Source organism: Streptomyces sp. NPDC001194 (assembly GCF_042896985.1).
In the GTDB taxonomy this organism is placed as follows: Bacteria; Actinomycetota; Actinomycetes; order Streptomycetales; family Streptomycetaceae; genus Streptomyces.
In genome coordinates this window covers 154,194-179,441 of record NZ_JBIAXU010000004.1, presented here as the reverse complement: position 1 = coordinate 179,441, position 25,248 = coordinate 154,194, and the positions used below count along the sequence as shown (strand labels likewise).

At 71.5% G+C, this 25,248-nt stretch carries 25 protein-coding genes; 19 read left to right on the top strand and 6 right to left on the bottom strand.

Annotated elements, in window-relative coordinates; translation table 11 throughout:
* Nucleotides 1-135 precede the first annotated feature (135 nt).
* Entirely contained in the window at nucleotides 136-918 is a 783-nt protein-coding gene (locus ACFY1T_RS11975) for a peptidylprolyl isomerase (RefSeq protein WP_390788017.1), read from the bottom strand.
* A gap of 163 nt (nucleotides 919-1,081) precedes the next feature.
* Here ACFY1T_RS11975 and ACFY1T_RS11970 point away from each other — a divergent pair, with 163 nt between their 5' ends.
* Nucleotides 1,082-1,792, top strand: a complete 711-nt coding sequence (locus tag ACFY1T_RS11970) for an MBL fold metallo-hydrolase (protein WP_390788016.1) — start codon at nucleotides 1,082-1,084, stop codon at nucleotides 1,790-1,792.
* A gap of 10 nt (nucleotides 1,793-1,802) precedes the next feature.
* Nucleotides 1,803-3,062, top strand: coding sequence for a histidine--tRNA ligase (hisS, locus tag ACFY1T_RS11965; RefSeq protein WP_390788015.1), 1,260 nt, complete (start codon nucleotides 1,803-1,805; stop codon nucleotides 3,060-3,062).
* A gap of 9 nt (nucleotides 3,063-3,071) precedes the next feature.
* Here hisS and ACFY1T_RS11960 read toward each other — a convergent pair whose 3' ends face one another.
* Genes ACFY1T_RS11960 through ACFY1T_RS11945 form a run of 4 tightly spaced genes read right to left on the bottom strand, consistent with a single transcriptional unit; the run spans nucleotide 3,072 to nucleotide 6,670 of the window.
* Nucleotides 3,072-3,701: a response regulator gene (locus ACFY1T_RS11960; protein ID WP_390788014.1), complete on the bottom strand. Its 630-nt coding sequence runs from the start codon at nucleotides 3,699-3,701 to the stop codon at nucleotides 3,072-3,074.
* Between the two features lie 13 nt (nucleotides 3,702-3,714).
* On the bottom strand, nucleotides 3,715-4,977 hold the full coding sequence (locus tag ACFY1T_RS11955; RefSeq protein ID WP_390788013.1) for a sensor histidine kinase: 1,263 nt from the start codon (nucleotides 4,975-4,977) through the stop codon (nucleotides 3,715-3,717).
* Nucleotides 4,935-5,792, bottom strand: a complete 858-nt coding sequence (locus ACFY1T_RS11950) for an ABC transporter permease (RefSeq protein WP_390788012.1) — start codon at nucleotides 5,790-5,792, stop codon at nucleotides 4,935-4,937. Before ACFY1T_RS11950 ends, ACFY1T_RS11955 begins: the two co-directional genes overlap by 43 nt.
* Nucleotides 5,789-6,670: an ABC transporter ATP-binding protein gene (locus ACFY1T_RS11945; protein WP_390788011.1), complete on the bottom strand. Its 882-nt coding sequence runs from the start codon at nucleotides 6,668-6,670 to the stop codon at nucleotides 5,789-5,791. Before ACFY1T_RS11945 ends, ACFY1T_RS11950 begins: the two co-directional genes overlap by 4 nt.
* 137 nt (nucleotides 6,671-6,807) lie before the next feature.
* Here ACFY1T_RS11945 and ACFY1T_RS11940 point away from each other — a divergent pair, with 137 nt between their 5' ends.
* From ACFY1T_RS11940 to ACFY1T_RS11930, 3 genes are all read left to right on the top strand, one after another.
* On the top strand, nucleotides 6,808-7,422 hold the full coding sequence (locus ACFY1T_RS11940) for a vitamin K epoxide reductase family protein (RefSeq protein ID WP_390788010.1): 615 nt from the start codon (nucleotides 6,808-6,810) through the stop codon (nucleotides 7,420-7,422).
* 71 nt (nucleotides 7,423-7,493) lie between these two features.
* Nucleotides 7,494-8,864: a replication-associated recombination protein A gene (locus tag ACFY1T_RS11935; RefSeq protein WP_390788009.1), complete on the top strand. Its 1,371-nt coding sequence runs from the start codon at nucleotides 7,494-7,496 to the stop codon at nucleotides 8,862-8,864.
* Between the two features lie 56 nt (nucleotides 8,865-8,920).
* Nucleotides 8,921-9,646, top strand: a complete 726-nt coding sequence (locus ACFY1T_RS11930; RefSeq protein ID WP_390788008.1) for an HNH endonuclease family protein — start codon at nucleotides 8,921-8,923, stop codon at nucleotides 9,644-9,646.
* On the opposite strand, the gene ACFY1T_RS11925 is transcribed toward ACFY1T_RS11930, so the two are convergent.
* Nucleotides 9,643-10,353: a DUF2470 domain-containing protein gene (locus ACFY1T_RS11925; protein ID WP_390788007.1), complete on the bottom strand. Its 711-nt coding sequence runs from the start codon at nucleotides 10,351-10,353 to the stop codon at nucleotides 9,643-9,645. The genes ACFY1T_RS11930 and ACFY1T_RS11925 overlap by 4 nt on opposite strands.
* Before the next feature lie 235 nt (nucleotides 10,354-10,588).
* Between ACFY1T_RS11925 and rpsD the strand changes: the two genes are divergently transcribed.
* The 14 genes from rpsD to ACFY1T_RS11855 all read left to right on the top strand — a co-directional run bounded on the left by rpsD (nucleotide 10,589) and on the right by ACFY1T_RS11855 (nucleotide 25,220).
* Nucleotides 10,589-11,200, top strand: a complete 612-nt coding sequence (gene rpsD, locus ACFY1T_RS11920; protein WP_030026606.1) for a 30S ribosomal protein S4 — start codon at nucleotides 10,589-10,591, stop codon at nucleotides 11,198-11,200.
* Nucleotides 11,201-11,380: 180 nt separating this feature from the next.
* Nucleotides 11,381-11,812: a DUF948 domain-containing protein gene (locus ACFY1T_RS11915; protein WP_078860196.1), complete on the top strand. Its 432-nt coding sequence runs from the start codon at nucleotides 11,381-11,383 to the stop codon at nucleotides 11,810-11,812.
* Nucleotides 11,813-11,820: 8 nt separating this feature from the next.
* Nucleotides 11,821-12,162, top strand: coding sequence for a DUF6167 family protein (locus tag ACFY1T_RS11910; protein WP_132761151.1), 342 nt, complete (start codon nucleotides 11,821-11,823; stop codon nucleotides 12,160-12,162).
* A complete protein-coding gene (alaS, locus tag ACFY1T_RS11905; RefSeq protein WP_030859999.1) occupies nucleotides 12,162-14,831 on the top strand; it encodes an alanine--tRNA ligase in 2,670 nt (889 codons plus the stop codon). Before ACFY1T_RS11910 ends, alaS begins: the two co-directional genes overlap by 1 nt.
* A 2-nt stretch (nucleotides 14,832-14,833) precedes the next feature.
* Entirely contained in the window at nucleotides 14,834-15,304 is a 471-nt protein-coding gene (gene ruvX / locus ACFY1T_RS11900; RefSeq protein WP_030028999.1) for a Holliday junction resolvase RuvX, read from the top strand.
* Nucleotides 15,305-15,534: 230 nt separating this feature from the next.
* Entirely contained in the window at nucleotides 15,535-17,214 is a 1,680-nt protein-coding gene (mltG, locus tag ACFY1T_RS11895) for an endolytic transglycosylase MltG (RefSeq protein WP_390788006.1), read from the top strand.
* Nucleotides 17,211-18,032: a shikimate dehydrogenase gene (locus ACFY1T_RS11890; RefSeq protein ID WP_390788005.1), complete on the top strand. Its 822-nt coding sequence runs from the start codon at nucleotides 17,211-17,213 to the stop codon at nucleotides 18,030-18,032. Before mltG ends, ACFY1T_RS11890 begins: the two co-directional genes overlap by 4 nt.
* Nucleotides 18,033-18,260: 228 nt before the next feature.
* Nucleotides 18,261-19,445 (top strand): chorismate synthase, encoded by a 1,185-nt coding sequence (gene aroC, locus ACFY1T_RS11885; protein ID WP_359166324.1) that lies wholly within the window; start codon nucleotides 18,261-18,263, stop codon nucleotides 19,443-19,445.
* Nucleotides 19,442-19,960 carry a shikimate kinase gene (locus ACFY1T_RS11880; protein ID WP_390788004.1) on the top strand — a complete coding sequence of 173 codons (519 nt, stop codon included), beginning with the start codon at nucleotides 19,442-19,444 and terminating at the stop codon, nucleotides 19,958-19,960. Before aroC ends, ACFY1T_RS11880 begins: the two co-directional genes overlap by 4 nt.
* Nucleotides 19,957-21,048 (top strand): 3-dehydroquinate synthase, encoded by a 1,092-nt coding sequence (aroB, locus tag ACFY1T_RS11875; RefSeq protein WP_030859990.1) that lies wholly within the window; start codon nucleotides 19,957-19,959, stop codon nucleotides 21,046-21,048. Before ACFY1T_RS11880 ends, aroB begins: the two co-directional genes overlap by 4 nt.
* On the top strand, nucleotides 21,045-21,485 hold the full coding sequence (gene aroQ / locus ACFY1T_RS11870; protein WP_030157440.1) for a type II 3-dehydroquinate dehydratase: 441 nt from the start codon (nucleotides 21,045-21,047) through the stop codon (nucleotides 21,483-21,485). Before aroB ends, aroQ begins: the two co-directional genes overlap by 4 nt.
* An 80-nt stretch (nucleotides 21,486-21,565) precedes the next feature.
* Entirely contained in the window at nucleotides 21,566-22,348 is a 783-nt protein-coding gene (locus tag ACFY1T_RS11865) for an AAA family ATPase (protein WP_390788003.1), read from the top strand.
* Between the two features lie 81 nt (nucleotides 22,349-22,429).
* Nucleotides 22,430-22,786: a VOC family protein gene (locus ACFY1T_RS11860; protein ID WP_384716189.1), complete on the top strand. Its 357-nt coding sequence runs from the start codon at nucleotides 22,430-22,432 to the stop codon at nucleotides 22,784-22,786.
* 61 nt (nucleotides 22,787-22,847) lie between these two features.
* Nucleotides 22,848-25,220 (top strand): ATP-binding cassette domain-containing protein, encoded by a 2,373-nt coding sequence (locus ACFY1T_RS11855; protein ID WP_390788002.1) that lies wholly within the window; start codon nucleotides 22,848-22,850, stop codon nucleotides 25,218-25,220.
* Nucleotides 25,221-25,248 lie beyond the last annotated feature (28 nt).

Genomic DNA, 25,248 nt, shown 5'->3' with positions numbered 1-25,248 from the left:
TTTCCTGGGGCGGGCAGCGCCCGCCCTGCACAACGCAAACATAGGCGACCGCCGGGCCGGCTGTCCGCATCCCGCACGACGGAATATCGCCGCGGGGGCCGGACGCCGGCCGGGCACGGGGCCGCCGGAGCCCGGTCAGTTCCGGGTGACGGCGCCCTTCTGGATGGTCACCGGGGTCTTCGGGGCCCCGTCCTGGCCGCCGTCGGCCGTACCGGCCTTGGCCACCTCCTCCAGCGCCTTCAGACCAGCCGCGTCGATCTTGCCGAACGGCGTGTACGACGGAGCCAGCGGGCTGTCCCTGTAGACGAGGAAGAACTGGCTGCCGCCGCTGTGCGGCTGGCCGGTATTGGCCATCGCCACCGTGCCCGCCGGGTAGATCACCTGGCCCTGCTCGTTCGGCTTGCCCAGCGAGTCGAGGTTCTCGTCCGCGATCGTGTAGCCGGGGCCGCCCATGCCGGTGCCCTCGGGGTCGCCGCACTGCAGCACGAAGATCCCGGAGGTGGTCAGGCGGTGGCACTTGGTGTTGTCGAAGAAGCCCTTGTCGGCGAGCGCCTTGAACGAGTTGACGGTCTCCGGCGTCTTCGCCGCGTCCATCTCGAACTTGATCTCACCGGCGGTGGTCTTCAGGTCGAACGTGTACTTCGCGTTCTTGTCGATCGCCATCGCCGGGGCGGGCGACTGCTTCGCCGACGGCGAGGCCGACGGGTTCGCCGCCGGATCCGCCGCGCTGTCCTTCTTGTCCTTGTCGAAGACACCGCCCACGACGAGTCCCACCAGCGTCGCGACCACCACGGCCACCGCCGCGCCGATCACCGCCGCCCGCTGCCGCCCCTTGCGGCGGGCCTCGGCCCGGCGCTTCTGCTGGCGCTCGTACTTCTCCCTGGCGAGCTGTCGCCGCCGCTGATCGCTCGTGACCACCGGGTCGTCTCCTTGTACGTGTATGGCACCGCTGTCCGGGCTCGGTTAGGCCGTACCGTATATGGGTTCGCTGTGGAACGAGCGGCGCCGGTAGGCTCTGAGCAGCGGCATTCCGAACTCGGCCGCTGCCGAATCTCCCGCCGGACGACGATTGAGGACGAACGTGCTGATTGCCGGGTTCCCCGCCGGGGCCTGGGGGACCAACTGTTACGTGGTCGCCCCCGCCGCCGGTGAGGAGTGCGTCATCATCGACCCGGGCCACCAGGCCACCCAGGGTGTCGAGGAGACGCTGAAGAAGCATCGGCTCAAGCCCGTCGCGGTCGTCCTCACCCACGGCCACATCGATCATGTGGCCTCGGTGGTCCCGGTGTGCGGGGCACACGACGTACCGGCCTGGATCCACCCCGAGGACCGCTTCATGATGAGCGACCCGGAGAAGGCACTGGGCCGCTCCCTCGGAGCGCAGCTGATGGGCGAGCTCACGGTGGGGGAGCCCTCCGACGTGAAGGAGCTCACCGACGGCGCCAAGCTGGCGCTGGCGGGCATGGAGCTCACCGTCTCGCACGCGCCCGGGCATACCAGGGGGTCGGTGACCTTCGGGATGCCCGAGGCGGGGGACATCCCCCCGCTGCTGTTCTCGGGCGACCTGCTCTTCGCCGGCTCCATCGGACGTACCGACTTCCCGGGCGGCAGCCACGCCGACATGCTCGAGTCGCTGGCCCGCGTGTGCCTGCCGCTCGACGACTCGACCGTGGTGCTGCCCGGTCACAACGAGTACACGACCATTGGCCGTGAGCGCGCCACCAACCCGTACCTGCGGCAGGTGGCCGCCGGCCTGGGAGACGGCTTCACGTCTCCACGACGAGGAATGTGACGAGAGTTTCGTGAGCACCTTCAAGGCCCCCAAGGGCACGTACGACCTGATCCCGCCGTACTCGGCGAAGTACCTGGCCGTCCGCGACGCCATCTCCGGGCCCCTGCGGCTGTCCGGCTACGGGTACGTCGAGACGCCGGGCTTCGAGGACGTCGACCTGTTCGCGCGCGGTGTCGGCGAGTCCACCGACATCGTGACCAAGGAGATGTACACCCTCACGACGAAGGGCGGGGCCAACCTCGCGCTGCGCCCCGAGGGCACCGCCTCCGTGCTGCGCGCGGCGCTGGAGGCGAACCTGCACAAGGCCGGCGGCCTGCCGGTGAAGCTCTGGTACTCGGGCTCGTACTACCGCTACGAGCGCCCGCAGAAGGGCCGCTACCGCCACTTCTCGCAGGTCGGCGCCGAGGCGATCGGCGCCGAGGACCCGGCGCTGGACGCCGAGCTGATCATCCTGGCCGACCAGGCGTACCGCACGCTGGGCCTGCGCAACTTCCGGATCCTGCTGAACTCGCTGGGCGACAAGGAGTGCCGCCCGGTGTACCGGGAGGCGCTCCAGGCCTTCCTGCGCGGGCTGGACCTGGACGAGGAGACCGTCCGCCGGGCCGAGATCAACCCGCTGCGCGTCCTCGACGACAAGCGGCCCGAGGTGCAGAAGCAGCTCGTCGGCGCGCCCATGCTGCGGGACTACCTGTGCGACGCGTGCAAGGCGTACCACGAGGAGGTCCGGGCGCTGATCACGGCGGCCGGGGTCGCCTTCGAGGACGACGAGAAGCTGGTGCGCGGGCTGGACTACTACACGCGGACCACGTTCGAGTTCGTCCACGACGGTCTGGGCTCGCAGTCCGCCGTGGGCGGCGGCGGCCGCTACGACGGCCTGTCCGAGATGATCGGCGGACCGGCGCTGCCCTCGGTGGGCTGGGCGCTGGGCGTGGACCGTACGGTGCTGGCGCTCGAAGCCGAGGGCGTCGAACTGGACATCCCGCCGGCGACGTCGGTGTTCGCGGTGGCGCTGGGCGAGGCGAAGCCGGTGCTGTTCGGGCTGGTCACGGAGCTCCGCAAGGCCGGAGTCGCGGCGGACATCTCGTACGGGGGCAAGGGCCTCAAGGGCGCGATGAAGGACGCGAACCGCTCCGGCGCCCGCTTCGCGATCGTCGCGGGCGACCGCGACCTCGCCGAGGGCGTCGTCCAGCTGAAGGACATGGAGTCCGGGGAGCAGTCCCCGGTCGCCGTGGCGGAGGTCGTCGGCCTCCTGCAGACCAAGCTGGCCTGACCCGGGCCCTCAGAGCAGGTCGTACCGCATGGCTGTGGTCACCGCAGCCGTGCGGTCCGTGACCTCCAGCTTGCCGAAGACGCGCAACAGGTGCGTCTTGACGGTGGATTCCGCGACGAACAGGCGGCGGCCGATCTCCGCGTTCGTCGCGCCCTCCGCGACCAGGCGCAGGACCGCCACCTCCCGCTCGGAGAGGCGGGGCCGCTCGGGGCGGGTGCGCAGGCGGTCCACCAGGCGGCCCGCCACCGACGGGGCCAGGACCGTCTCGCCGCGTACGGCCGCGCGGACGGCGTCGGCCAGGTCGGCGCGCGCCATGTCCTTCAGCAGGTAGCCCGCCGCCCCCGCCTCGACCGCCCGCAGGATGTCCCGGTCGTTCTCGTACGTCGTCAGCACCACCACCCGGACCGGCAGCCCGGCAGCGCTGATCCGGGCGATCGACTCGACACCGTCCCCGCCCGGCATCCGCAGGTCCATGAGGATCAGGTCCAGGCCGCCGGGGACCAGCTCCGCGGCCAGCGCCTCCGCCTGCGGGCCGTTCGCCGCCTCCCCGACGACCTCCAGGTCCGGCTCCGCGCTCAGCATGCCGCGCAGGCCCTCCCGTACCACCGGATGGTCGTCGGCCAGCAGGATGCGGATCATGTTCTGTGGCTCCTCAGAGCGTCGGGGAGATCGGGGGAGTGGTCGTCGGGAGGGTGACGGTGACCGTCGTGCCGGACCCCGGCGCGGCCTCGACCGCCGCACCGCCGCCGACCTCCGCCGCGCGGGCGCGCAGCCCCCGCAGGCCGTACCCCGGCACCGGGGCCGCCGGGTCGAAGCCGCGGCCGGTGTCCCGGACCGCGACGGTCAGCCCGTCGTCACCGTAGGCCAGGGACACGAAACAGCGCGCCCCCGCCCCCGCGTGCTTCGCCGCGTTCGACAGCGACTCCTGGCAGGCCCGCAGCGCCACCACCTCCAGCGCCGCGGCCAGCGGCCGCACCGCCCCGGTCACCGACACGTCCGCCGGCGGGTCCTGCCGGGCCGCGAGGCGGCGCACGGCGTCCGGCAGGGAGCCGGCGTCCAGGTCGGCCGGTGCGCCGCCCGCGACCAGGGCCCGGGCCTCGGCCAGGTTCTGCCGCGCCGTGGCGGCCATCAGGTCCAGGTGCCGGTGGGCCTGCGCCGGGTCGGTGTCCAGCTCCGACTGCACGGCCTGGACCAGCATCAGCAGGCTGGTGAAGCCCTGGGCGAGGGTGTCGTGGATCTCGCGGGACATGCGTTCCCTTTCGGCGTGGGCGCCCTGGGCGGCGGAGAGCCGGGCCACCTCCTCCCGGCTGGCGTCGAGTTCGGCGATCAGCGAGGCCCGCTCCTGGCTCTGCCCGATGATCCGGAGGATCCAGGCGCCGAAGAAGGAGGAGAAGGCGAGGGTGACGAACGAGCCGACCGCGTTGATGAACACGATGTGGCCCTCCGGCCGCCACAGCAGCGCCCAGCCGGCCACCGGCAGCAGCGACAGCACCGCCATCGCCCCGATCGCCCGGCGCAGCGGCAGCAGCATGAAGCAGTGCGGGGCCAGCGCGAAGGTGATCAGCCGGGTCTCGCCGACCAGGAAGGCGGCGGGCAGGAACAGGGCCGTCAGCCCGCCCAGGTAGCGCAGGGAGAGCGCGGGTTCGGCGCCCGGATCCTTCAGCAGCAGGGGCCGGCCGGCCCACGCGTACCAGGGGATCAGCAGCGTGAGCAGGGCGGCGGCCGGGAGCCGGTACGACAGCGCGGGGAAGTCCGCGCCCAGGACGAAGGCGACGGTCGCGGCCCACACGACGCCGAAGTAGAGGTCCCACGGCCCGAACGCGCGGTCCCAGACGTGGGATTCGCGCGCCCCGGCCGTTCCGGTGAAGCCGTTCAGCCGTCGCGGCGGTTCTTCCACTTGAAGGTCAGCAGACACAGCACCAATCCTCCGACGACCCAGGCCCCCAGGACCAGGGCGACCTTTCCGTACTCCCAGCTGCCCGCCTGCTCCAGGACGGCCGCGGACTCGGGCAGGAACACCCCGCGCAGACCCTGGCACATCCACTTCAGCGGGAACAGCGCGCCGATGTTCAGCAGCCAGTCCGGGATCGCGTTGACCGGGATGAACACGCCGGAGATGAACTGGAGGATCAGGAAGGGCAGGACGACCACCGAGCTCGCGCTCTTGCCGGACTTGGGCAGGCTGCTGATGGCGATGCCGAGCAGGGCGCAGCCGGTCAGGCCGAGGGCGAAGATCCAGCCGAAGGTCAGCCACTTCGTCGCCGAGGACGGCAGGTCGAGGTCGAACAGGGTGGAGCCGACGAGCAGCAGGATCGCGGTCTCGGCGAGTCCGGTGGCGAGCACCATCCAGACCTTGCCGAGGAAGTACGCGGCCGGCGGCATCGGGGTCCCGCGCAGCCGGCGCAGCACCTTCTCGTCCCGTTCGACGGCGATCGAGATGCCGAGGGACTGGAAGCTGGTGGACATGATGCCCGCGGCGACCATCCCGGCCGCGTAGAGCTGGGAGGCGGTGACCCCCGTGTTCTCCACGCTGTCGCTGAAGATCGAGGCGAAGAGGGCGAGGAAGACGATCGGGAAGGCGAAGGTGAAGATCATCGCGTCGCGCTGGCGGACGAACTGCTTGATCTCCAGGGCCCCGCGGCTCAGGCCCAGGGTCCAGGCGCCGGGCAGCGCCCTCGCGGCCGCGGCGGCCCGACCGCCCGTCGTCGCGGTCGTGGCGGTGGTGCTCATCGGGCGTCCTCCGGCTGCTGCGCGGTCGTGGGTACGAGCTGGCCCGTGAGGCGCAGGTACACGTCCTCCAGGGTGGGCCGGCCGATCTTCAGCCCCGGGATCTCACCGTCGAAGCGGGCCATGAGCTCGGCGACCGTACGGGTGGGGGTCTCGGTGGCGAGGCTCCGCGGGGTGCCGTCCGCCTCGGTCCACTCGACCGTGGCGCCGGTGCCGAAGCGCGAGCGCAGCTCGGCCGGTTCGCCCTCGGCGACCACCTTGCCGCGCGCGATCACCGCCAGCCGGTCGGCGAGCGCCTCGGCCTCCTCCAGGTAGTGCGTGGTGAGCACGATGGTGGTGCCCTCGCCGGCGAGCAGCCGGATCAGGTCCCAGAACTGGCGGCGGGCCGCCGGGTCGAAGCCGGTCGTCGGCTCGTCGAGGAGCAGCAGCTCGGGATCGCCGATGACGCCGAGCGCCACGTCGAGGCGGCGCCGCTGCCCGCCCGAGAGCCCCTTCACGCGCTGGTCGCGCTTCTGCTCCAGGCCCACCAGGGCGATGACCTCGGCCGGGTCCCGCGGGGCCGGGTAGTAGCGGGCGAAGTGCTCGACCGTCTCACGTACCGTCAGTTCCGCGGGCGCCGACTCGTCCTGCCAGACGATCCCGACGCGCGAGCGCCAGGCCCGCCCGGCCGTGGCCGGGTCCGCGCCGAGCACGCCGACCTCGCCCCCGTCCCGCTCCCGGTGGCCCTGCAGGATCTCCACCGTCGTGCTCTTGCCGGCACCGTTGGGCCCGAGGAGGCCGAAGACCTCGCCCTGCCGGATCGTCAGATCGAGTCCGTCCACCGCGGTGACCTCGCCGTACTGCTTGCGAAGCCCCCGTACTTCCACCGCGTTTCGTGTCATGCCTCACATGGTGTGGCGGAACTCGGGCCGCCGGTCCCCCCGTGCGTACGTCCTTATGTCCACCGAACGGTGGACACACAGCTCCGTACGGCACAATGGCCGGTGCTTGTTGACCTTGCAGATGTGGAGCGGGCGGTATGACGACACGAGGTACGGACGCGGACACCGCCCCCCGGACGGTCGGCGCCGGCCGGGCACTGGCCCTGCTGCTGGTGATCACGGGCGCCCTGGGACTGCTCGCGGCCTGGGTGATCACGATCGACAAGTTCAAGCTGCTCGAGGACCCGAACTTCACGCCGGGCTGCAGCCTGAACCCGATCGTCTCCTGCGGCAACATCATGAAGAGCGACCAGGCGGCCGTCTTCGGCTTCCCCAACCCGATGCTGGGCCTGGTCGCGTACGGCATCGTCGTCTGCGTCGGCATGAGCGTGCTGGCCGGGGCCCGGTTCCGGCCCTGGTACTGGCTGACCCTCAACGCGGGCATGCTGTTCGGCGTCGGGTTCTGCACCTGGCTCATGTACCAGTCGCTGTACAACATCAACTCGCTGTGCCTGTGGTGCTGCCTGGCCTGGGTCGCCACGATCTTCATGTTCTGGTACGTCACCGCGTTCAACGTGCGCGAGGGGCTGCTGCCCGCCCCGGGCTGGCTGCGCGCCTTCCTCGACGAGTTCACCTGGGTGCTGCCGGTGCTGCACGTCGGGATCATCGGCATGCTGATCCTCACGCGCTGGTGGGACTTCTGGACCTCCTGAGGCGGCCCGGGGCACGCGACGGCGCGGCCCGCCGTCGGCGGGCTGTCAGTGCGCTCGCTTAGGCTTCCCGTGTGGAACCAGACCTGTTCACCGCCGCTGCCGAAGACCGCCGGGAGAAGGACCCGGCGAGCTCCCCGCTCGCCGTCCGGATGCGCCCGCGCACCCTGGACGAGGTCGTCGGCCAGCAGCACCTGCTGAAGCCCGGATCACCGCTGCGGCGGCTGGTCGGGGACGGGGCGGGCGGCCCGGCCGGAGCCTCGTCGGTGATCCTGTGGGGTCCTCCGGGCATCGGCAAGACCACGCTCGCGTACGTGGTGAGCCAGGCGACGCAGAAGCGGTTCGTGGAGCTGTCGGCCATCACGGCGGGCGTGAAGGAAGTGCGCGCCGTCATCGAGGGCGCCAAGCGGGCGGCCGGCGGGTACGGCAAGGACACGGTCCTCTTCCTCGACGAGATCCACCGCTTCAGCAAGGCCCAGCAGGACTCGCTGCTCCCGGCCGTCGAGAACCGCTGGGTGACGCTGATCGCCGCGACCACGGAGAACCCGTACTTCTCGATCATCTCCCCGCTGCTGTCGCGCTCGCTCCTGCTCACGCTGGAGCCGCTGACGGACGAGGACCTCAGCGCGCTGATGCGGCGCGCGCTGACGGAGGAGCGGGGGCTGGGCGGGGCGGTGACCCTGCCGGCGGACGCGGAGGCGCACCTGCTGCGGATCGCGGGCGGCGACGCCCGGCGGGCGCTGACGGCCCTGGAGGCCGGCGCCGGGTCGGCGATCGCCAAGGGCGAGTCCGAGATCAGCCTCCTGACGGTGGAGGAGGCCGTCGACCGGGCGGCGGTGAAGTACGACCGGGACGGCGACCAGCACTACGACGTGGCGAGCGCGCTGATCAAGTCGATCCGCGGTTCGGACGTGGACGCCGCCCTGCACTACCTGGCGCGGATGATCGAGGCCGGGGAGGACCCGCGGTTCATCGCCCGGCGGCTCATGATCTCGGCGAGCGAGGACATCGGCCTGGCGGACCCGACGGCGCTGCCGCTCGCGGTGGCGGCGGCGCAGGCGGTGGCGATGATCGGCTTCCCGGAGGCGGCCCTCACGCTCTCGCACGCGACGATCGCCCTGGCACTGGCCCCCAAGTCGAACACGGCGACGACCGCGATCGGCGCGGCCCTGGCGGACGTCAGGGCGGGCCTGGCGGGCCCGGTCCCGACCCATCTGCGGGACGGGCACTACAAGGGCGCGGCCAAGCTGGGCCACGCGGTGGGGTACGTGTACCCGCACGACGTCCCGGGCGCGATCGCCGCCCAGCAGTACGCCCCGGACGAGGTGCACGGGAAGCGGTACTACGAACCGACCCGCTACGGCGCCGAGGCACGGTACGCGGACGTGGTGGAGAAGGTCCGGGAGCGGCTGCGGGGCGGCGGTTCCGGCCCGTCCGGCGCGTGAGGACCGCGCGGCGGTCACGGCGTGCGGGGGATCCGCCGCGACCTTAGGCTCCGCACATGGGAGCCAGGGCTTCGTTGCCGGCCGTCATGGCGGCGCTGCTGCTCAGCGGGTGCCACCCCGGCGGTGGCGGGGCGGCCCGGGCCAGCGCCGCCCGGCTCGTGGCGCGGGTGCCGCTCGCCGGCCCCGCGTTCCCGCCGGACGCGGCCACCGCCGGGGAGCAGCTGGCCCGGCTCACCGTCGGGTGGGGCAAGAACTGGCAGACGTACAAGAGGGAGAACTTCGGCCGGTACTGGTCCGACGACACCGACGCCGTCGGCGGCCGCAACGGCTGCGACACCCGGGACGACGTCCTACGCCGCGACCTGGGCGAACTGCGCGAGGGCGACCGCAACCCCTGCGTGGTGGTCTCCGGTGTCCTGCACGATCCGTACACCGGCAAGACCCTCCCTTACTCCTACCGCAAGGCCTCGCAGATCCAGACCGACCACGTCGTCGCGCTCGGCGCCGCCTGGCGGGGCGGTGCGTACGCCTGGACGCCGCAGCGCAGGCTCGCGTACGCGAACGACCTGGACGTCCTGCTCGCCGTGGACAAGCAGACCAACCAGGACAAGGGCAGCAGGACGGCCGACAAGTGGCGGCCGCCGCGCGCGGCGTACCACTGCGAGTACGCCCGCCGCTACGTCGGGATCAAGGCCAAGTACGGACTGTCCGTGACCCCGCCGGAGAAGACCGCGCTCGCCGGCATGCTCGCGACCTGCCCCAAGACATCCCCCAGGGCCTAACCGCCCGCCGCCGCGAACAGCGTGTGCATCGCCCGGCGCAGCTCGCAGACGTCGCGCACCGGGGCGGGGAAGTCGAAGCGGGCGTCGAAGGAGGACTCCCCGCCCGTGAAGCGGACCCGCAGGCCCAGGCGGTCCAGGGCCAGGGGGACGGCGGTCGTGCCGGCGCGCTCCCGCGGGCCCAGCAGCGCGCACAGGTCCGCGATCCGGTCGCGGTGCGCGGCGGCCAGGTGCTGGAGGAGCTCCGTCTCGTGGTCCACCATCGGGTCGGGCTCCGCCGCGGCGAGCTCCTCCGGGTCCACGTGCTCGGCGCCCCACAGGTCGTCCACCGAGATCTCGCCGACCTCCAGGCGCAGCATCACGAAGGACGGACGGCCGTGCAGCCCGAGGAGCTCGCCCACCGGCCGGCGCTGCGCCAGCAGTGCGGCGCAGGCCGCGCGGTCGTCCCCGCGCACCCGGGTCAGCCACCCGGCGAGCCACGCACGGCCTCGGATACGATGGGGCACGGACACCGGCGCCACATCCGTGATCTCGATCACGGCGGTGAGGTCGTCGTCCTGGGCGTATGCGGCTGCCCTGGCAGCCGCGGATTCCCCTGGCATCAGGAGAATCACGTCCCCGTCCGGGGTGACGGTCCGCGCGGCCGGCACCCCTGTTCCGAACTCTGCCTGGTCAGGCGACCGCACCTGGTCGAAAGCACCCGGCAGCATGAGGGATACTGAGGCGTTGGACTCTACGAGGGTTCGTACGCGTTCGGCTCCGGTGAGCTGCCGAACGCCTTCCCTGGGACGCGGCTGACCTTGCTTATCGTCGGCGCAAGCGGATTCTGTTTCGTCTGAATCCGGACTGCGCTGCGCACTGGGCAGGGGGATCCCATGTGGTCGAGACATTACGTCCTCCTCGATAAGGTAAGCCTCACCTAACTTACATGGAGGTAGGTTCCCCGTGAACCAGAAGCGACCCAAGGTCAAGAAGTCGCGTGCCCTCGGCATTGCGCTGACCCCGAAGGCCGTCAAGTACTTTGAGGCCCGCCCCTACCCGCCGGGCGAGCACGGCCGTGGCCGCAAGCAGAACTCGGACTACAAGGTCCGTCTGCTCGAGAAGCAGCGTCTGCGCGCTCAGTACGACATCTCTGAGCGTCAGATGGCCCGCGCGTACGACCGCGCCAAGAAGGCCGAAGGCAAGACGGGCGAGGCGCTGGTCGTCGAGCTCGAGCGTCGCCTCGACGCCCTGGTCCTGCGTTCGGGCATCGCCCGCACCATCTACCAGGCCCGCCAGATGGTCGTTCACGGCCACATCGAGGTCAACGGTGCGAAGGTCGACAAGCCGTCCTTCCGCGTCCGTCCGGACGACGTCATCACCGTGCGCGAGCGCAGCCGCGAGAAGGTTCCGTTCCAGGTTGCCCGTGAGGGTGGCTACGCAGGCGAGGGCGAGACCCCGCGCTACCTGCAGGTCAACCTGAAGGCCCTGGCCTTCCGCCTGGACCGCGACCCGAACCGCAAGGAAATCCCGGTCATCTGCGACGAGCAGCTCGTCGTCGAGTACTACGCCCGCTGATCCAGCGGCCGTAGCCTCACAGGCTGGTCAGCCCGCCGGTTCCCCTCTGGGGGAGCCGGCGGGCTTCCTGTTTCCCGCGGACCCGGAATTCCGGTACGGCGGCGGATCTCCGGCGCGATAAGGTCGGAGAAAGACCTGTCTGGTGATCAACATGCAGAGACCTGCAGAGAGCGGTGCAACGTGTCCGGTGGAGAGGTGGCCGGCATCCTCGTGGCCGTCTTCTGGGCCATCCTGGTCTCCTTCCTCGCCGTGGTGCTGGTGAGGCTGGCCCAGGTGCTCAAGGCGACCACCAAACTGGTGGCCGACGTGACCGAGCAGGCCGTCCCGCTGCTCGCGGACGCCTCCACCACCGTCCGCTCCGCGCGCACCCAGCTCGACCGGGTCGACGCGATCGCGAGCGACGTCCAGGAAGTCACCTCGAACGCCTCCGCGCTCTCCTCCACCGTGGCCTCCACCTTCGGCGGACCACTGGTCAAGGTCGCGGCCTTCGGCTACGGAGTCCGCAAGGCACTGGGCAAATCCACGGAAGCCGCGCCGCAGAAGACGTCCCGTCGTACTGTGATCGTCGGTCGTACGGTGCCGGCGGCCCGGCGCCGGAAGCAGAAGGGCTGAAACCTCCGATGTTCCGCCGAGCCTTCTGGTTCACCGCCGGCGCAGCCGCCGGCGTGTGGGCCACCACCAAGGTCAACCGCCAGCTCAAGAAGCTGACACCGGAGAGCCTCGCCGCCCAGGCCGCCGACAAGGCCGTGGAGGCGGGCCACCGCCTCAAGGACTTCGCCCTCGACGTCAAGGCGGGAATGTCCCAGCGCGAGGACGAGCTGAACGACGCACTGGGGTTGCACCAGGATCCCGACCGGCCCGACAACGTCACCGCCCTTCCGGGGCCGCGGCGGCTGCGGGCCATCCAGAACGACAAGACCACCCCCCTGAAGTTTTCGTACAACCGGAATGAGGACCACTGATGGAGTCGGCTGAAATCCGCCGCCGCTGGCTGAGCTTCTTCGAGGAGCGCGGTCACGCCGTTGTCCCTTCGGCGTCGCTCATCGCGGACGACCCGACTCTGCTGCTGGTCAACGCGGGCATGGTCCCGTTCAAGCCGTACTTCCTCGGTGAGACCAAGCCGCCGGCCCCCCGGGCCACCAGCGTGCAGAAGTGCGTCCGTACGCCGGACATCGAAGAGGTCGGCAAGACCACACGCCACGGCACGTTCTTCCAGATGTGCGGCAACTTCTCCTTCGGCGACTACTTCAAGGAAGGCGCCATCAAGTACGCCTGGGAGCTGCTCACCAGCTCCGTGGCGGACGGCGGCTACGGCCTGGAGCCGGAGAAGCTCTGGATCACCGTCTACCTCGACGACGACGAGGCCGAGACGATCTGGCGCGAGAAGATCGGCGTGCCCGCCGAGCGCATCCAGCGCCTGGGCAAGAAGGACAACTTCTGGTCCATGGGCGTCCCGGGTCCCTGCGGCCCCTGCTCCGAGATCAACTACGACCGCGGCCCCGAGTTCGGCGTCGAGGGCGGCCCGGCCGTCAACGACGAGCGCTACGTGGAGATCTGGAACCTCGTCTTCATGCAGTACGAGCGCGGCGCCGGCGACGGGAAGGAAGACTTCCCGATCCTCGGCGACCTGCCCTCGAAGAACATCGACACCGGTCTCGGCCTCGAGCGCCTCGCGATGATCCTGCAGGGCGTACAGAACATGTACGAGACCGACACCCTGCGCGTGGTCATGGACAAGGCCACCGAGCTGACCGGCGTGCAGTACGGCGCCGCCCAGAACACCGACGTCTCGATGCGCGTGGTCGCCGACCACATCCGCACCTCCGTCATGCTCATCGGCGACGGCGTCACCCCCGGCAACGAGGGCCGCGGATACGTGCTGCGCCGCATCATGCGCCGCGCCATCCGCAACATGCGCCTCATGGGCGCCACCGGCCCCGTCGTCCAGGAGCTGGTCGACGTCGTGATCAACACGATGGGGCAGCAGTACCCGGAGCTGGTCACCGACCGCAAGCGCATCGAGACCGTCGCGCTCGCCGAAGAGGCCGCCTTCCTGAAGGCAGTCAAGGGCGGCACCAACATCCTCGACACCGCCGTGAGCGAGACCAAGGCCGCCGGCGGCACGGTCCTCTCCGGCGACAAGGCGTTCCTGCTCCACGACACCTGGGGCTTCCCGATCGACCTCACCCTGGAGATGGCCGCCGAGCAGGGCCTCTCCGTGGACGAGCCCGGCTTCCGCCGCCTGATGCAGGAGCAGCGCGACCGGGCCAAGGCCGACGCCAAGGCCAAGAAGACCGGCCACGCGGACATGTCCGCCTACCGGGAGATCGCCGACGGCTCCGGCGCCACCGAGTTCACCGGTTACGCCACCACCCAGGGCGAGTCCACGATCGTCGGCCTGCTGGTCAACGGAGTCTCCGCGCCCGCCGCCTCCGAGGGCGACGAGGTCGAGGTCGTCCTCGACCGCACCCCCTTCTACGCCGAGGGCGGCGGCCAGCTCGCCGACCAGGGCCGCATCAAGCTCGACTCCGGCGCCGTCATCGTCGTCCGCGACGTGCAGCAGCCGGTCCCCGGCGTCTCCGTGCACAAGGGCTCCGTCCAGGTGGGCGAGGTGACGGTGGGCGCCTCCGCGTACGCCGCCATCGACGTGAACCGCCGACGGGCCATCGCCCGCGCCCACTCGGCCACGCACCTGACCCACCAGGCGCTGCGCGACGCCCTCGGCCCCACGGCCGCCCAGGCCGGTTCCGAGAACTCGCCCGGCCGCTTCCGCTTCGACTTCGGCTCGCCGAACGCCGTCCCCGGCACGGTCCTCACCGACGTCGAGCAGAAGATCAACGACGTGCTCTCGCGGGAGCTCGACGTCACCGCCGAGATCATGAGCATCGACGAGGCGAAGAAGCAGGGCGCCATCGCCGAGTTCGGCGAGAAGTACGGCGAGCGCGTGCGCGTCGTGACCATCGGCGACTTCTCCAAGGAGCTGTGCGGCGGTACGCACGTCGGCAACACCGCCCAGCTGGGTCTGGTGAAGCTGCTCGGCGAGTCCTCCATCGGCTCCGGCGTGCGCCGCGTCGAGGCCCTCGTCGGTGTGGACGCGTACAACTTCCTCGCCAAGGAGCACACGGTCGTCGCCCAGCTCCAGGAGCTGGTCAAGGGCCGTCCGGAGGAGCTGCCGGAGAAGATCGCCTCCATGCTCGGCAAGCTGAAGGACGCCGAGAAGGAGATCGAGAAGTTCCGTGCGGAGAAGGTCCTCCAGGCCGCCGCCGGTCTCGCCGCGGGCGCCCAGGACATCCGCGGCGTCGCCCTCGTCGTCGGCACCGTCCCGGACGGCACCGGTGCCGACGACCTGCGCAAGCTGGTCCTCGACGTCCGCGGCCGCATCCAGGGCGACCGCCCGGCCGTCGTGGCCCTCTTCACCACGGCGAACGACCGCCCGCTGACCGTCATCGCCACCAACGAGGCCGCCCGCGAGCGCGGTCTCAAGGCCGGTGACCTGGTCCGCACCGCCGCCAAGACCCTCGGCGGCGGCGGTGGCGGCAAGCCGGACGTGGCCCAGGGCGGAGGCCAGAACCCGGCCGCCGTCCCGGACGCCATCGCCGCGGTCGAGCGCCTCGTCGTCGAGACGGTCTGACCATGACGCTGCGCCGTGGCCGCCGTCTCGCCATCGACGTCGGGGACGCCCGGATCGGGGTCGCCTCGTGCGACCCCGACGGGGTGCTCGCCACTCCGGTGGAAACCGTTCCGGGCCGGGACATCCCCTTCGCCCACCGGCGGCTGCGGCAGCTCGTCGAGGAGTACGAACCCCTTGAAGTCGTGGTCGGCCTGCCCCGCTCGCTCAGCGGGCGGGAGGGGCCGGCCGCGGCCAAGGTGCGCGCCTTCGCCAACGAACTCGCCAAGGGCATCAAGCCGGTGACGGTCCGCCTGGTGGACGAGCGGATGACCACGGTCACCGCCGCCCAGGGGCTGCGGGCCTCGGGGAGGAACGCGAAGAAGGGCCGCTCGGTGATCGACCAGGCGGCCGCGGTGGTCATCCTTCAGAACGCTCTTGAGACCGAACGGGTATCAGGTAATCCGCCCGGTGAGTGCGTCGAAGTGGTTGTCTGATCGCGGTACGGTAACGTTCCGCGCGATGCGGCGGCATTCGAACAAGTCGTCGCCCACCACTTCAGAGGCGGAACCGGGTGTCGCGGCGGACAGGGCCGTGGCCTCCGTCTCGCGGCTCTAGGGGACCGATGACTGAGTATGGCCGGGGCCGTGGCCCCGAACCGTGGCACCCGGAGGACCCCCTGTACGGGGACCAAGGGTGGACCGGGCACGAGGCCCAGCAGGCTCAGATGCCCTATGCCGGCGGTCCCCAGCAGCAGTACCCGCAGGAGCCGCAGTACCAGCAGGACCCTCAGTACGCGCAGGGCCGGCAGTACCCGCAGGATCCGCAGTACCCGCAGGACCCCCAGTACCAGCAGCAGTACGTGCAGCAGGGCCAGTACCCGGACCAGCAGCAGGGGTATGCCCCGCAGCAGCCCCACCAGGGCGCCCACCAGCAGGTCTACCAGCCGCAGCAGCCGCAGTACGACGGCCAGGGCCAGGGCTGGGACACCGGCCAGGTCCAGGCCCAGCCCCAGGCCCAGTACGCCGCTGTCCCGCAGGCCGACCCGTACCTCGGCGCGGACCCGTACGCCCAGCAGCCGGTGGGCGGCTACCCGGGCGAGGCCCCGGACCTCTACGGCACGCCCGAGGCCTACCCGCCGCCGCAGCCCCCGGGCCGGCGCAACCTGGTCACGGAGCAGGAGGCGGAGCCGGAGTACGCCGACGAGGCGGCGGAGGCGGCCGACGAGGCCGCCTTGGCCCCTTCGGGCCCGGCCGACGACGGCGACGACTCCGACACCCCGGGCGGCGGCGGACGCCGCGGCCGCTCGAAGGACAAGAAGCCCAAGGGCCGCAACGGCGCGGCCTGCCTGATCGCCGCCGTCGTGATCATCGGCGTGCTCGGCGGTGGCGGCTACTACGGCCTCGACTACATCAAGTCCAAGTTCAGCACCGGCGAGGACTACGCGGGCGAGGGCGAGGGCTCCGTCACCATCGACATCCCCAAGGGCACCGGCATGGGGGAGATGGGCCGCATCCTGAAGGCGCACGGCGTCGTCAAGAGCGCCGACGCCTTCGTCGCCGCCGCCAAGGCCAACCCCAAGGGCGGCGCCATCCAGGCAGGCTCCTACACGATGAAGGAGCACATGTCGGGCAAGGCGGCCGTCGACCTGATGGTGGGCGGCGCCGGCGTCAACGCCCTCGACGTCATCCCCGGCTGGAAGACCAGCCAGGTCTACAAGGCCATCGACGAGCGGCTCAAGCTCAAGGAGGGCACGACCAAGGACGTCGCCACCAAGGAGGCGAAGAACCTCGGTCTGCCCGACTGGGCCGCCAACAAGGACCTCAAGGACCCGCTGGAGGGCTTCCTCTACCCGGCCCGCTACGACCTCAGCAAGGACGCGACCCCGCAGTCGATGCTCAAGCAGATGGTCGCCAAGTCCAACGAGGCCTACGAGAGCGCGGACGTCAAGGGCCAGGCCTCCAAGCTGGGCCTCTCGAGCCCGCTGCAGCTCATCACCGTCGCGAGCCTCGTCCAGGCCGAGGGCAAGTACCAGCACGACTTCGACAAGATCTCCCGGGTCGTCTACAACCGGCTCAAGCCGGGCAACACGGAGACCTACGGTCTGCTCGACTTCGACTCCACGGTCAACTACATGAGGGGCCAGAGCACCCTGGACGTCGGTTCCGTCAACGACCTGCGCAAGCTCGACGACCCGTACAACACGTACAAGATCAAGGGCCTGCCGCCCGGACCGATCGGCAGCCCGGGCCCGGACGCGCTCAAGTCGGCGATCAACCCGGCCACGGGTCCCTGGTACTACTTCGTGTCGGTGAACGAGAACGAGACCCTGTTCGCCGTGACCAACGAAGAGCACAACAGGAACCGCCAGAAGTACGAAGAGGAGAGGAAGAAGGAAGGGCAGTGATACGCGCAGCCGTGCTCGGTTCACCGATCGAGCACTCCCTTTCACCGGTGCTGCACCGCGCCGCGTACCAGGAGCTCGGCCTCGACGACTGGTCGTACGACCGCTTCGAGATGGACGAGGACGCGCTCCCGCAGTTCGTCGCCGGCCTCGGTCCCGAGTGGGCCGGGCTGTCCCTGACGATGCCGCTCAAGCGCGCGGTCATCCCGCTGCTCGACGGCATCAGCGACACCGCCGCGTCGGTCGAGGCGGTCAACACGGTGGTCCTGACCAAGGACGGCCGGCGCCTCGGCGACAACACCGACATCCCCGGGATCGTCTCCGCGCTCCACGAGCGAGGCGTCGACAAGGTGGAACGCGCCACCATCCTCGGCGCGGGGGCCACCGCCTCCTCGGCCCTGGCCGCCCTCGCCCGGATCTGCTCCGGCGAGGTGACCGTGTACGTGCGCTCCCGGGCCCGCGCCGACGAGATGCAGGAGTGGGGCGAGCGCCTCGACGTGGCGGTCCGTACGGCCGACTGGGCGGACGCCGCCGAGGGGCTGGGGGCGCCGCTGGTCATCGCGACGACCCCGGCACGGGCCACGGACTGGCTGGCCGAGCACGTAGCGGCCGGAGCGGGAACCCTCTTCGACGTCCTGTACGACCCCTGGCCGACCGCGCTCGCGGCGGCCTGGTCGGAGCACGGCGGGCGGCTCCTCGGAGGCCTGGACCTCCTCGTCCACCAGGCGGTCCTCCAGGTCGAGCAGATGACCGGCCGGCACACGGCGCCGCTGGCGGCCATGCGGGCGGCCGGGGAGGCCGCGCTGCGCGCCCGCCACTGATCCGCCGCCCCGCGGGCACCCGCCGCCACCGCACCTGATGCACTGCCCGGGCCGATCTTGCCCGGGTCCGGCCGCACTCGCCAGGGTGAGCCCGGGTGCACCGCCGTCCGCCAGCTGGACCGGAGGGCGGCGCACCGGCCCGGACGTGGGAGGATCGGGTGTGGCGGGTCCGGGCCGAGCACCCGGCCGCGTCGCCGCAGTACCCAGGCGCGAGCATGAGGAGCATCGTTGAGCAGGTTGCGTTGGCTGACCGCAGGAGAGTCGCACGGACCGGCACTGGTCGCGACGCTGGAGGGCCTTCCCGCCGGCGTTCCGGTCACCACCGAGCTGGTGGCCGACCACCTGGCCCGGCGCCGGCTCGGCTATGGCCGCGGTGCCCGGATGAAGTTCGAGCAGGACGAGGTCACCTTCCTCGGCGGCGTCCGCCACGGCCTGTCCCAGGGCTCCCCGATCGCCGTCATGATCGGCAACACGGAGTGGCCCAAGTGGGAGACCGTCATGTCGGCCGACCCGGTCGACCCGTCGCTGCTCAAGGACACCGGCCGCAACGCGCCGCTGACCCGGCCGCGCCCGGGCCACGCCGACCTGGCGGGCATGCAGAAGTACGGCTTCGACGAGGCCCGGCCGATCCTGGAGCGCGCCAGCGCCCGTGAGACCGCCGCCCGCGTCGCCCTCGGCGCCGTCGCCCGCTCCTTCATCAAGGAGGTCGCGGGCATCGAGATCGTCTCGCACGTGGTGGAGCTGGCCTCGGCCAAGGCCCCGTACGGCGTCTACCCGACCCCCGCCGACGTCGAGAAGCTCGACGCCGACCCGGTGCGCTGCCTCGACGCCGACGCGTCGAAGGCGATGGTCGCCGAGATCGACCAGGCCCACAAGGACGGCGACACCCTCGGCGGCGTCGTCGAGGTCCTCGCGTACGGGGTCCCGGTCGGCCTCGGCTCGCACGTGCACTGGGACCGCCGCCTGGACGCGCGCCTCGCGGCCGCGCTGATGGGCATCCAGGCGATCAAGGGCGTCGAGGTCGGCGACGGCTTCGACCTGGCCCGCGTGCCCGGCTCGCAGGCGCACGACGAGATCGTGGCCACCCCCGAGGGCATCAAGCGCACCTCCGGCCGCTCCGGCGGCACCGAGGGCGGTCTGACCACCGGTGAGCTGCTGCGCGTACGCGCCGCCATGAAGCCGATCGCGACGGTGCCCAAGGCGCTCGCCACGATCGACGTCGCCACCGGCGAGGCCGCCGCCGCCCACCACCAGCGCTCCGACGTCTGCGCCGTCCCCGCGGCCGGGATCGTCGCCGAGGCGATGGTCGCCCTCGTCCTCGCGGACGCGGTCGTGGAGAAGTTCGGCGGCGACTCGGTGCCCGAGACCCGGCGCAACGTGCGGTCGTACCTCGACAACCTGCAGATCCGGTGACGGGCGGACCACTGGTCGTCCTCGTCGGGCCCATGGGGTCCGGCAAGTCCACGGTGGGGGCGCTGCTCGCCGAGCGGCTCGGCGCCCCCTACCGGGACACCGACGCCGACATCGTCGCGGCCCAGGGCCGCGAGATCTCCGACCTCTTCGTCGACGAGGGCGAGCCGTACTTCCGCGAGCTGGAGCGGCAGGCGGTCGCCGCCGCCGTCGCCGAGCACACCGGAGTCCTCGCCCTCGGCGGCGGCGCCGTCCTCGACGCGGGCACCCGGGAGCTGCTGGCCGGCCTGCCCGTCGCCTACCTGTCGATGGACGTCGAGGAGGCCGTCCGGCGCGTCGGCCTGGGCGCCGCCCGCCCGCTGCTCGCCGTCAACCCGCGCCGCCAGTGGCGCGAGCTGATGGAGGCCCGCCGCCCCCTGTACACCGAAGTCGCGCGCGTCGTGGTGGCCACCGACGACCGCACCCCCGAAGAGGTCGCCCAGGCGGTCCTCGACGCTCTGGAGTTGAAGGACGTATGACAGACCAGGTGACGCGCATCCAGGTCGGCGCCAGCGCCGGACACGACGCGTACGACGTGCTGGTGGGCCGGCAGCTGCTCGGCGAGCTGGGCGGCCTGATCGGTACGAAGGCCCAGCGGGTCGCCGTGATCCACCCCGAGGCGCTGGCCTCGACCGGCGAGGCACTGCGCGACGATCTGGCCGCGCAGGGCTACGAGGCGGTCGCCATCCAGGTGCCGAACGCCGAGGAGGCCAAGACCGTCGAGGTCGCGGCGTACTGCTGGAAGGCGCTCGGCCAGTCCGGGTTCACCCGCACCGACGTGATCGTCGGCGTCGGCGGCGGAGCCACGACCGACCTCGCGGGCTTCGTCGCGGCCTCCTGGCTGCGCGGGGTGCGCTGGATCGCCGTACCGACCACCGTCCTGGCGATGGTGGACGCGGCCGTCGGCGGCAAGACCGGCATCAACACCGCCGAGGGCAAGAACCTGGTCGGAGCCTTCCACCCGCCGGCCGGCGTGCTGTGCGACCTGGCGGCGCTGGACTCCCTGCCGGTCAACGACTACGTCAGCGGCCTCGCCGAGATCATCAAGGCCGGATTCATCTCCGACCCGGCGATCCTCGACCTGATCGAGGCGGACCCGGCCGCGGCCCGCACGCCCGACGGCCCGCACACCGCGGAACTCATCGTCCGCTCGATCCAGGTCAAGGCGGACGTCGTCTCCAGCGACCTGAAGGAATCGGGCCTGCGGGAGATCCTCAACTACGGGCACACGCTCGCGCACGCCATCGAGAAGAACGAGCGCTACAAGTGGCGGCACGGCGCGGCCGTGTCGGTCGGCATGGTCTTCGCGGCCGAGCTCGGCCGGCTCGCGGGCCGGCTCGACGACGCGACGGCCGACCGCCACCGGGAGATCCTGGCCGCGGTCGGGCTGCCGCTGACGTACCGGGGCGACCAGTGGCCCAAGCTGCTCCAGACCATGCAGGTCGACAAGAAGTCCCGCGGCAACCTGCTGCGCTTCATCGTCCTCGACGGCCTGGCCAAGCCCACCGTCCTGGAGGGACCCGACCCGGCGCACCTGATCGCGGCGTACGGCGAGGTGTCGGCGTGAGCCGCAAGGTGCTCGTGCTGAACGGGCCGAACCTGGGCCGGCTGGGGTCGCGCGAGCCCGACGTGTACGGGGCCACCTCGTACGCCGGGCTCGTCGAGAGCTGCCGCACCCTGGGCGAGGAGCTCGGCTTCGACGTCGAGGTCCGCGAGACCAACGACGAGGGCGCGATCGTGCGCTGGCTGCACGAGGCGGCGGACGGCAAGATCCCGGTCGTGATCAACCCGGGTGCCTTCACGCACTACTCGTACGCCATGCGGGACGCGGCGGCGCAGCGCACCGCGCCGCTGATCGAGGTGCACATCTCCAACCCGTACGCCCGCGAGGAGTTCCGGCACACGTCGGTCATCGCCTCGGTGGCGACCGGGACGGTGGCGGGCTTCGGCATCGGTTCGTACCGGCTGGCGCTGCGCGCGCTGGCGGACGAAGTCGCACTCTGACGGTGCTGGTGGGCGGCTTCCGCCCCGCGGTCATATAACGTTCTCGCATCAGTGGGCAGAACGGGACGGAGTGGCAGCGGATGCAGCAAGGAGTGGGGGGCGGCGGCGCGGGCTGGGGGCAGCCGGGACACCAGTCGGCCGTGCCCCCGCAGCCGCCCATACCCCCTGCGCACGGGTGGCCGGTGCCGGTGCCGCCGCACGCGCCCCCGCAGGCGCAGGCCCCGCACGTGGCACCGCACTCCCCGCCGCCGCCCGTGCCCGAGGCCACGGGGCACATTCCGCTGCCTCCCGCGGTGAGCGGGACCGGCGGAGCCACGCTGGCCGTGCTGCTGATCGGCCCGGCGGGCGCGGGCAAGACCACCGTGGCCCGGCACTGGGCGAGCACCCGGCCGGTGCCGACCGCCCACGTGAGCCTGGACGACGTCCGCGAGTGGGTGTGCTCGGGCTTCGCGGACCCGCAGGCCGGCTGGAACGACCACTCCGAGGCCCAGTACCGGCTGGCCCGCCGCACCTGCGGCTTCGCCGCCCGCAACTTCCTGGCCAACGGGATCTCCTGCATCCTCGACGACGCCGTCTTCCCCGACCGGCCGGTGGTGGGCCTGGGCGGCTGGAAGCGGCACGTGGGGCCCGCCCTGCTGCCCGTCGTCCTCCTGCCCGGCCTGGAGATCGTCCTGGAGCGCAACGCCGCCCGCTCGGGCAACCGGCGCCTCTCGGACGAGGAGGTCGCCCGCATCCACGGCCGCATGGCGGGCTGGTACGGCTCGGGCCTGCCGATCATCGACAACTCGGACCTGGACGTCGAGGCCACCTCCCGGGCCCTGGACGAGGCCCTGGCCCGGACCCTCGGCACGCCCGCCTTCTGACCGGTCAGGTTTGGAGAAGCGTGGAGCCGCACCCCGCGGCTAGCGTGAATTCCACGCCGAACCACCGCTTCAGGAGTGATCATGACCACCTCTCCCACCCAGGGAATCAAGACCGTCCTGCACCCCGTCTCCGACCTGGCCGCGGCCAAGGACGTCTACACCGCGCTGCTGGGGGTCGCCCCGACGGTCGACGAGCCGTACTACGTCGGCTACGAGGCCGGCGGCCAGCAGATCGGGCTGGTGCCCGGCGGCGCCCAGCAGGGCATGGCCGCGCCCGTGGCGCACTGGCACGTGCCGGACATCGAGGCCAAGCTCGCCGAGGTGACCGCAGCCGGGGGCAAGCTCAAGGACCCCGTGCGCGACGTCGGCGGCGGCCGCCTCGTGGCCACCTTCACCGACCCCGACGGCAACGTCCTCGGGCTGCTCCAGGACCAGTGAGCGCGCCCCGCCCAGCTGGTTAGATCGAGCAAGGCCGCCCGAACCGACGTACGGAGACACGATGAGCATGGCCAGGCCCGCGTCGCACGATGCCGACAGCCACGACCTGATCCGCGTGCACGGCGCGCGCGTGAACAACCTCAAGGACGTCAGCATCGAGATCCCGAAGCGCCGCCTGACGGTGTTCACCGGTGTCTCCGGCTCGGGCAAGAGCTCGCTGGTGTTCGACACGATCGCCGCCGAGTCGCAGCGGCTGATCAACGAGACCTACAGCGCCTTCGTCCAGGGCTTCATGCCGACGCTGGCCCGGCCCGAGGTCGACGTACTCGACGGCCTCACCACCGCGATCACCGTCGACCAGCAGCGGATGGGCGGGGACCCGCGCTCCACGGTCGGCACCGCCACCGACGTCAACGCCATGCTGCGGATCCTGTTCAGCAGGCTCGGCAGGCCGCACATCGGCTCCGCCAAGGCCTTCTCCTTCAACGTCGCCTCCATCAGCGGCGCCGGGGCGGTCACCGTCCGGCGCGGCGGCCAGGAGGTCAAGGAGAGGCGCAGCTTCAGCATCACCGGCGGCATGTGCCCCCGCTGCGAGGGCCGGGGCGCGGTCACCGACATCGACCTCACGCAGCTCTACGACGACACCAAGTCCCTCAACGAGGGCGCGTTCACGATCCCGGGCTACACCGGGGGCGGCTGGAACAGCCGCCTCTACATCGAGTCGGGCTTCTTCGACCCGGACAAGCCGATCCGCAAGTACACCAAGAAGGAGCTGCAGGACCTCCTGCACCGCGAGCCCACCCGCATGAAGATCGCGGGCATCAACATGACGTACGAGGGCCTGGTCCCGCGCGTGCAGAAGTCGATGCTGTCCAAGGACACCGAGTCCATGCAGCCGCACATCCGGGCCTTCGTGGAACGGGCGGTCACCTTCACCACCTGTCCCGACTGCGCCGGAACCCGGCTGAGTGAGGGCGCGCGGTCCTCGAAGATCAAGCGGAAGAACATCGCGGACCTGTGCGCGATGGAGATCCGGGACCTGGCCGAATGGGTCCGCGCGCTCGACGAGCCCTCCGTGGCGCCCCTGCTCGCCACCCTGCTGGCAACCCTGGACTCGTTCGTGGAGATCGGCCTCGGCTACCTCTCCCTCGACCGCGCCTCGGGCACGCTGTCGGGCGGCGAGGCGCAGCGCGTCAAGATGATCCGCCACCTCGGCTCCTCGCTCACCGACGTCACGTACGTCTTCGACGAGCCCACCACCGGCCTGCACCCGCACGACATCCAGCGGATGAACAAGCTGCTGCTGCGCCTGCGGGACAAGGGCAACACGGTCCTCGTCGTGGAGCACAAGCCGGAGACGATCGCGATCGCCGACCACGTCGTCGACCTCGGCCCCGGCGCCGGCTCGGGCGGCGGCACCGTCTGCTTCGAGGGCACCGTGGAAGGCCTGCGGACCGGCGGCACCATCACCGGCCGGCACTTCGACGACCGGGCCTCGGTCAAGGAGAGCGTGCGCAAGCCCACCGGGACGCTGGAGATCCGGGGAGCCGGTGCCCACAACCTCCGCGACGTCGACGTCGACATCCCGCTCGGGGTGCTCACCGTCGTCACCGGCGTCGCGGGCTCCGGCAAGAGCTCGCTCGTGCACGGCTCGATCCCCGCCCGCGAAGGGGTGGTCTCGGTCGACCAGGGCGCCATCAAGGGATCCCGGCGCAGCAACCCGGCCACCTACACCGGGCTGCTCGACCCGATCCGCAAGGCGTTCGCCAAGGCCAACGACGTGAAGCCGGCCCTGTTCAGCGCCAACTCCGAGGGCGCCTGCCCGACCTGCAACGGCGCCGGGGTCATCTACACCGACCTGGCGATGATGGCCGGAGTCGCCACCACCTGCGAGGAGTGCGAAGGCAGGCGGTTCGACTCCTCGGTCCTCGACTACCACTTCGGCGGCCGCGACATCAGCGAGGTGCTCGCGATGTCGGTGACCGAGGCCGAGGCGTTCTTCGGGTCGGGGGAGGGCCACCTCCCGGCCGCGCACCGCATCGTCGCGCGCCTCGCCGACGTCGGCCTCGGCTACCTCACCATCGGCCAGCCGCTCACCACCCTCTCCGGCGGCGAGCGCCAGCGGCTCAAGCTGGCGACCCACATGGCCGACAAGGGCGGGGTCTACGTCCTCGACGAGCCGACGGCCGGCCTGCACCTCGCCGACGTCGCGCACCTGCTGGGCCTGCTCGACCGGCTCGTCGACTCCGGCAAGTCGGTGATCGTCGTCGAGCACCACCAGGCCGTCATGGCGCACGCCGACTGGATCATCGACCTCGGGCCCGGCGCGGGCCACGACGGGGGCCGGGTCGTCTTCGAGGGCACCCCCGCCGAGCTCGTCGCCGAGCGGGCCACCCTCACCGGCGAGCACCTCGCGGCGTACGTCGGCGGCTGACCGGGCGGGATCCGGCCCGGGCCCGGCG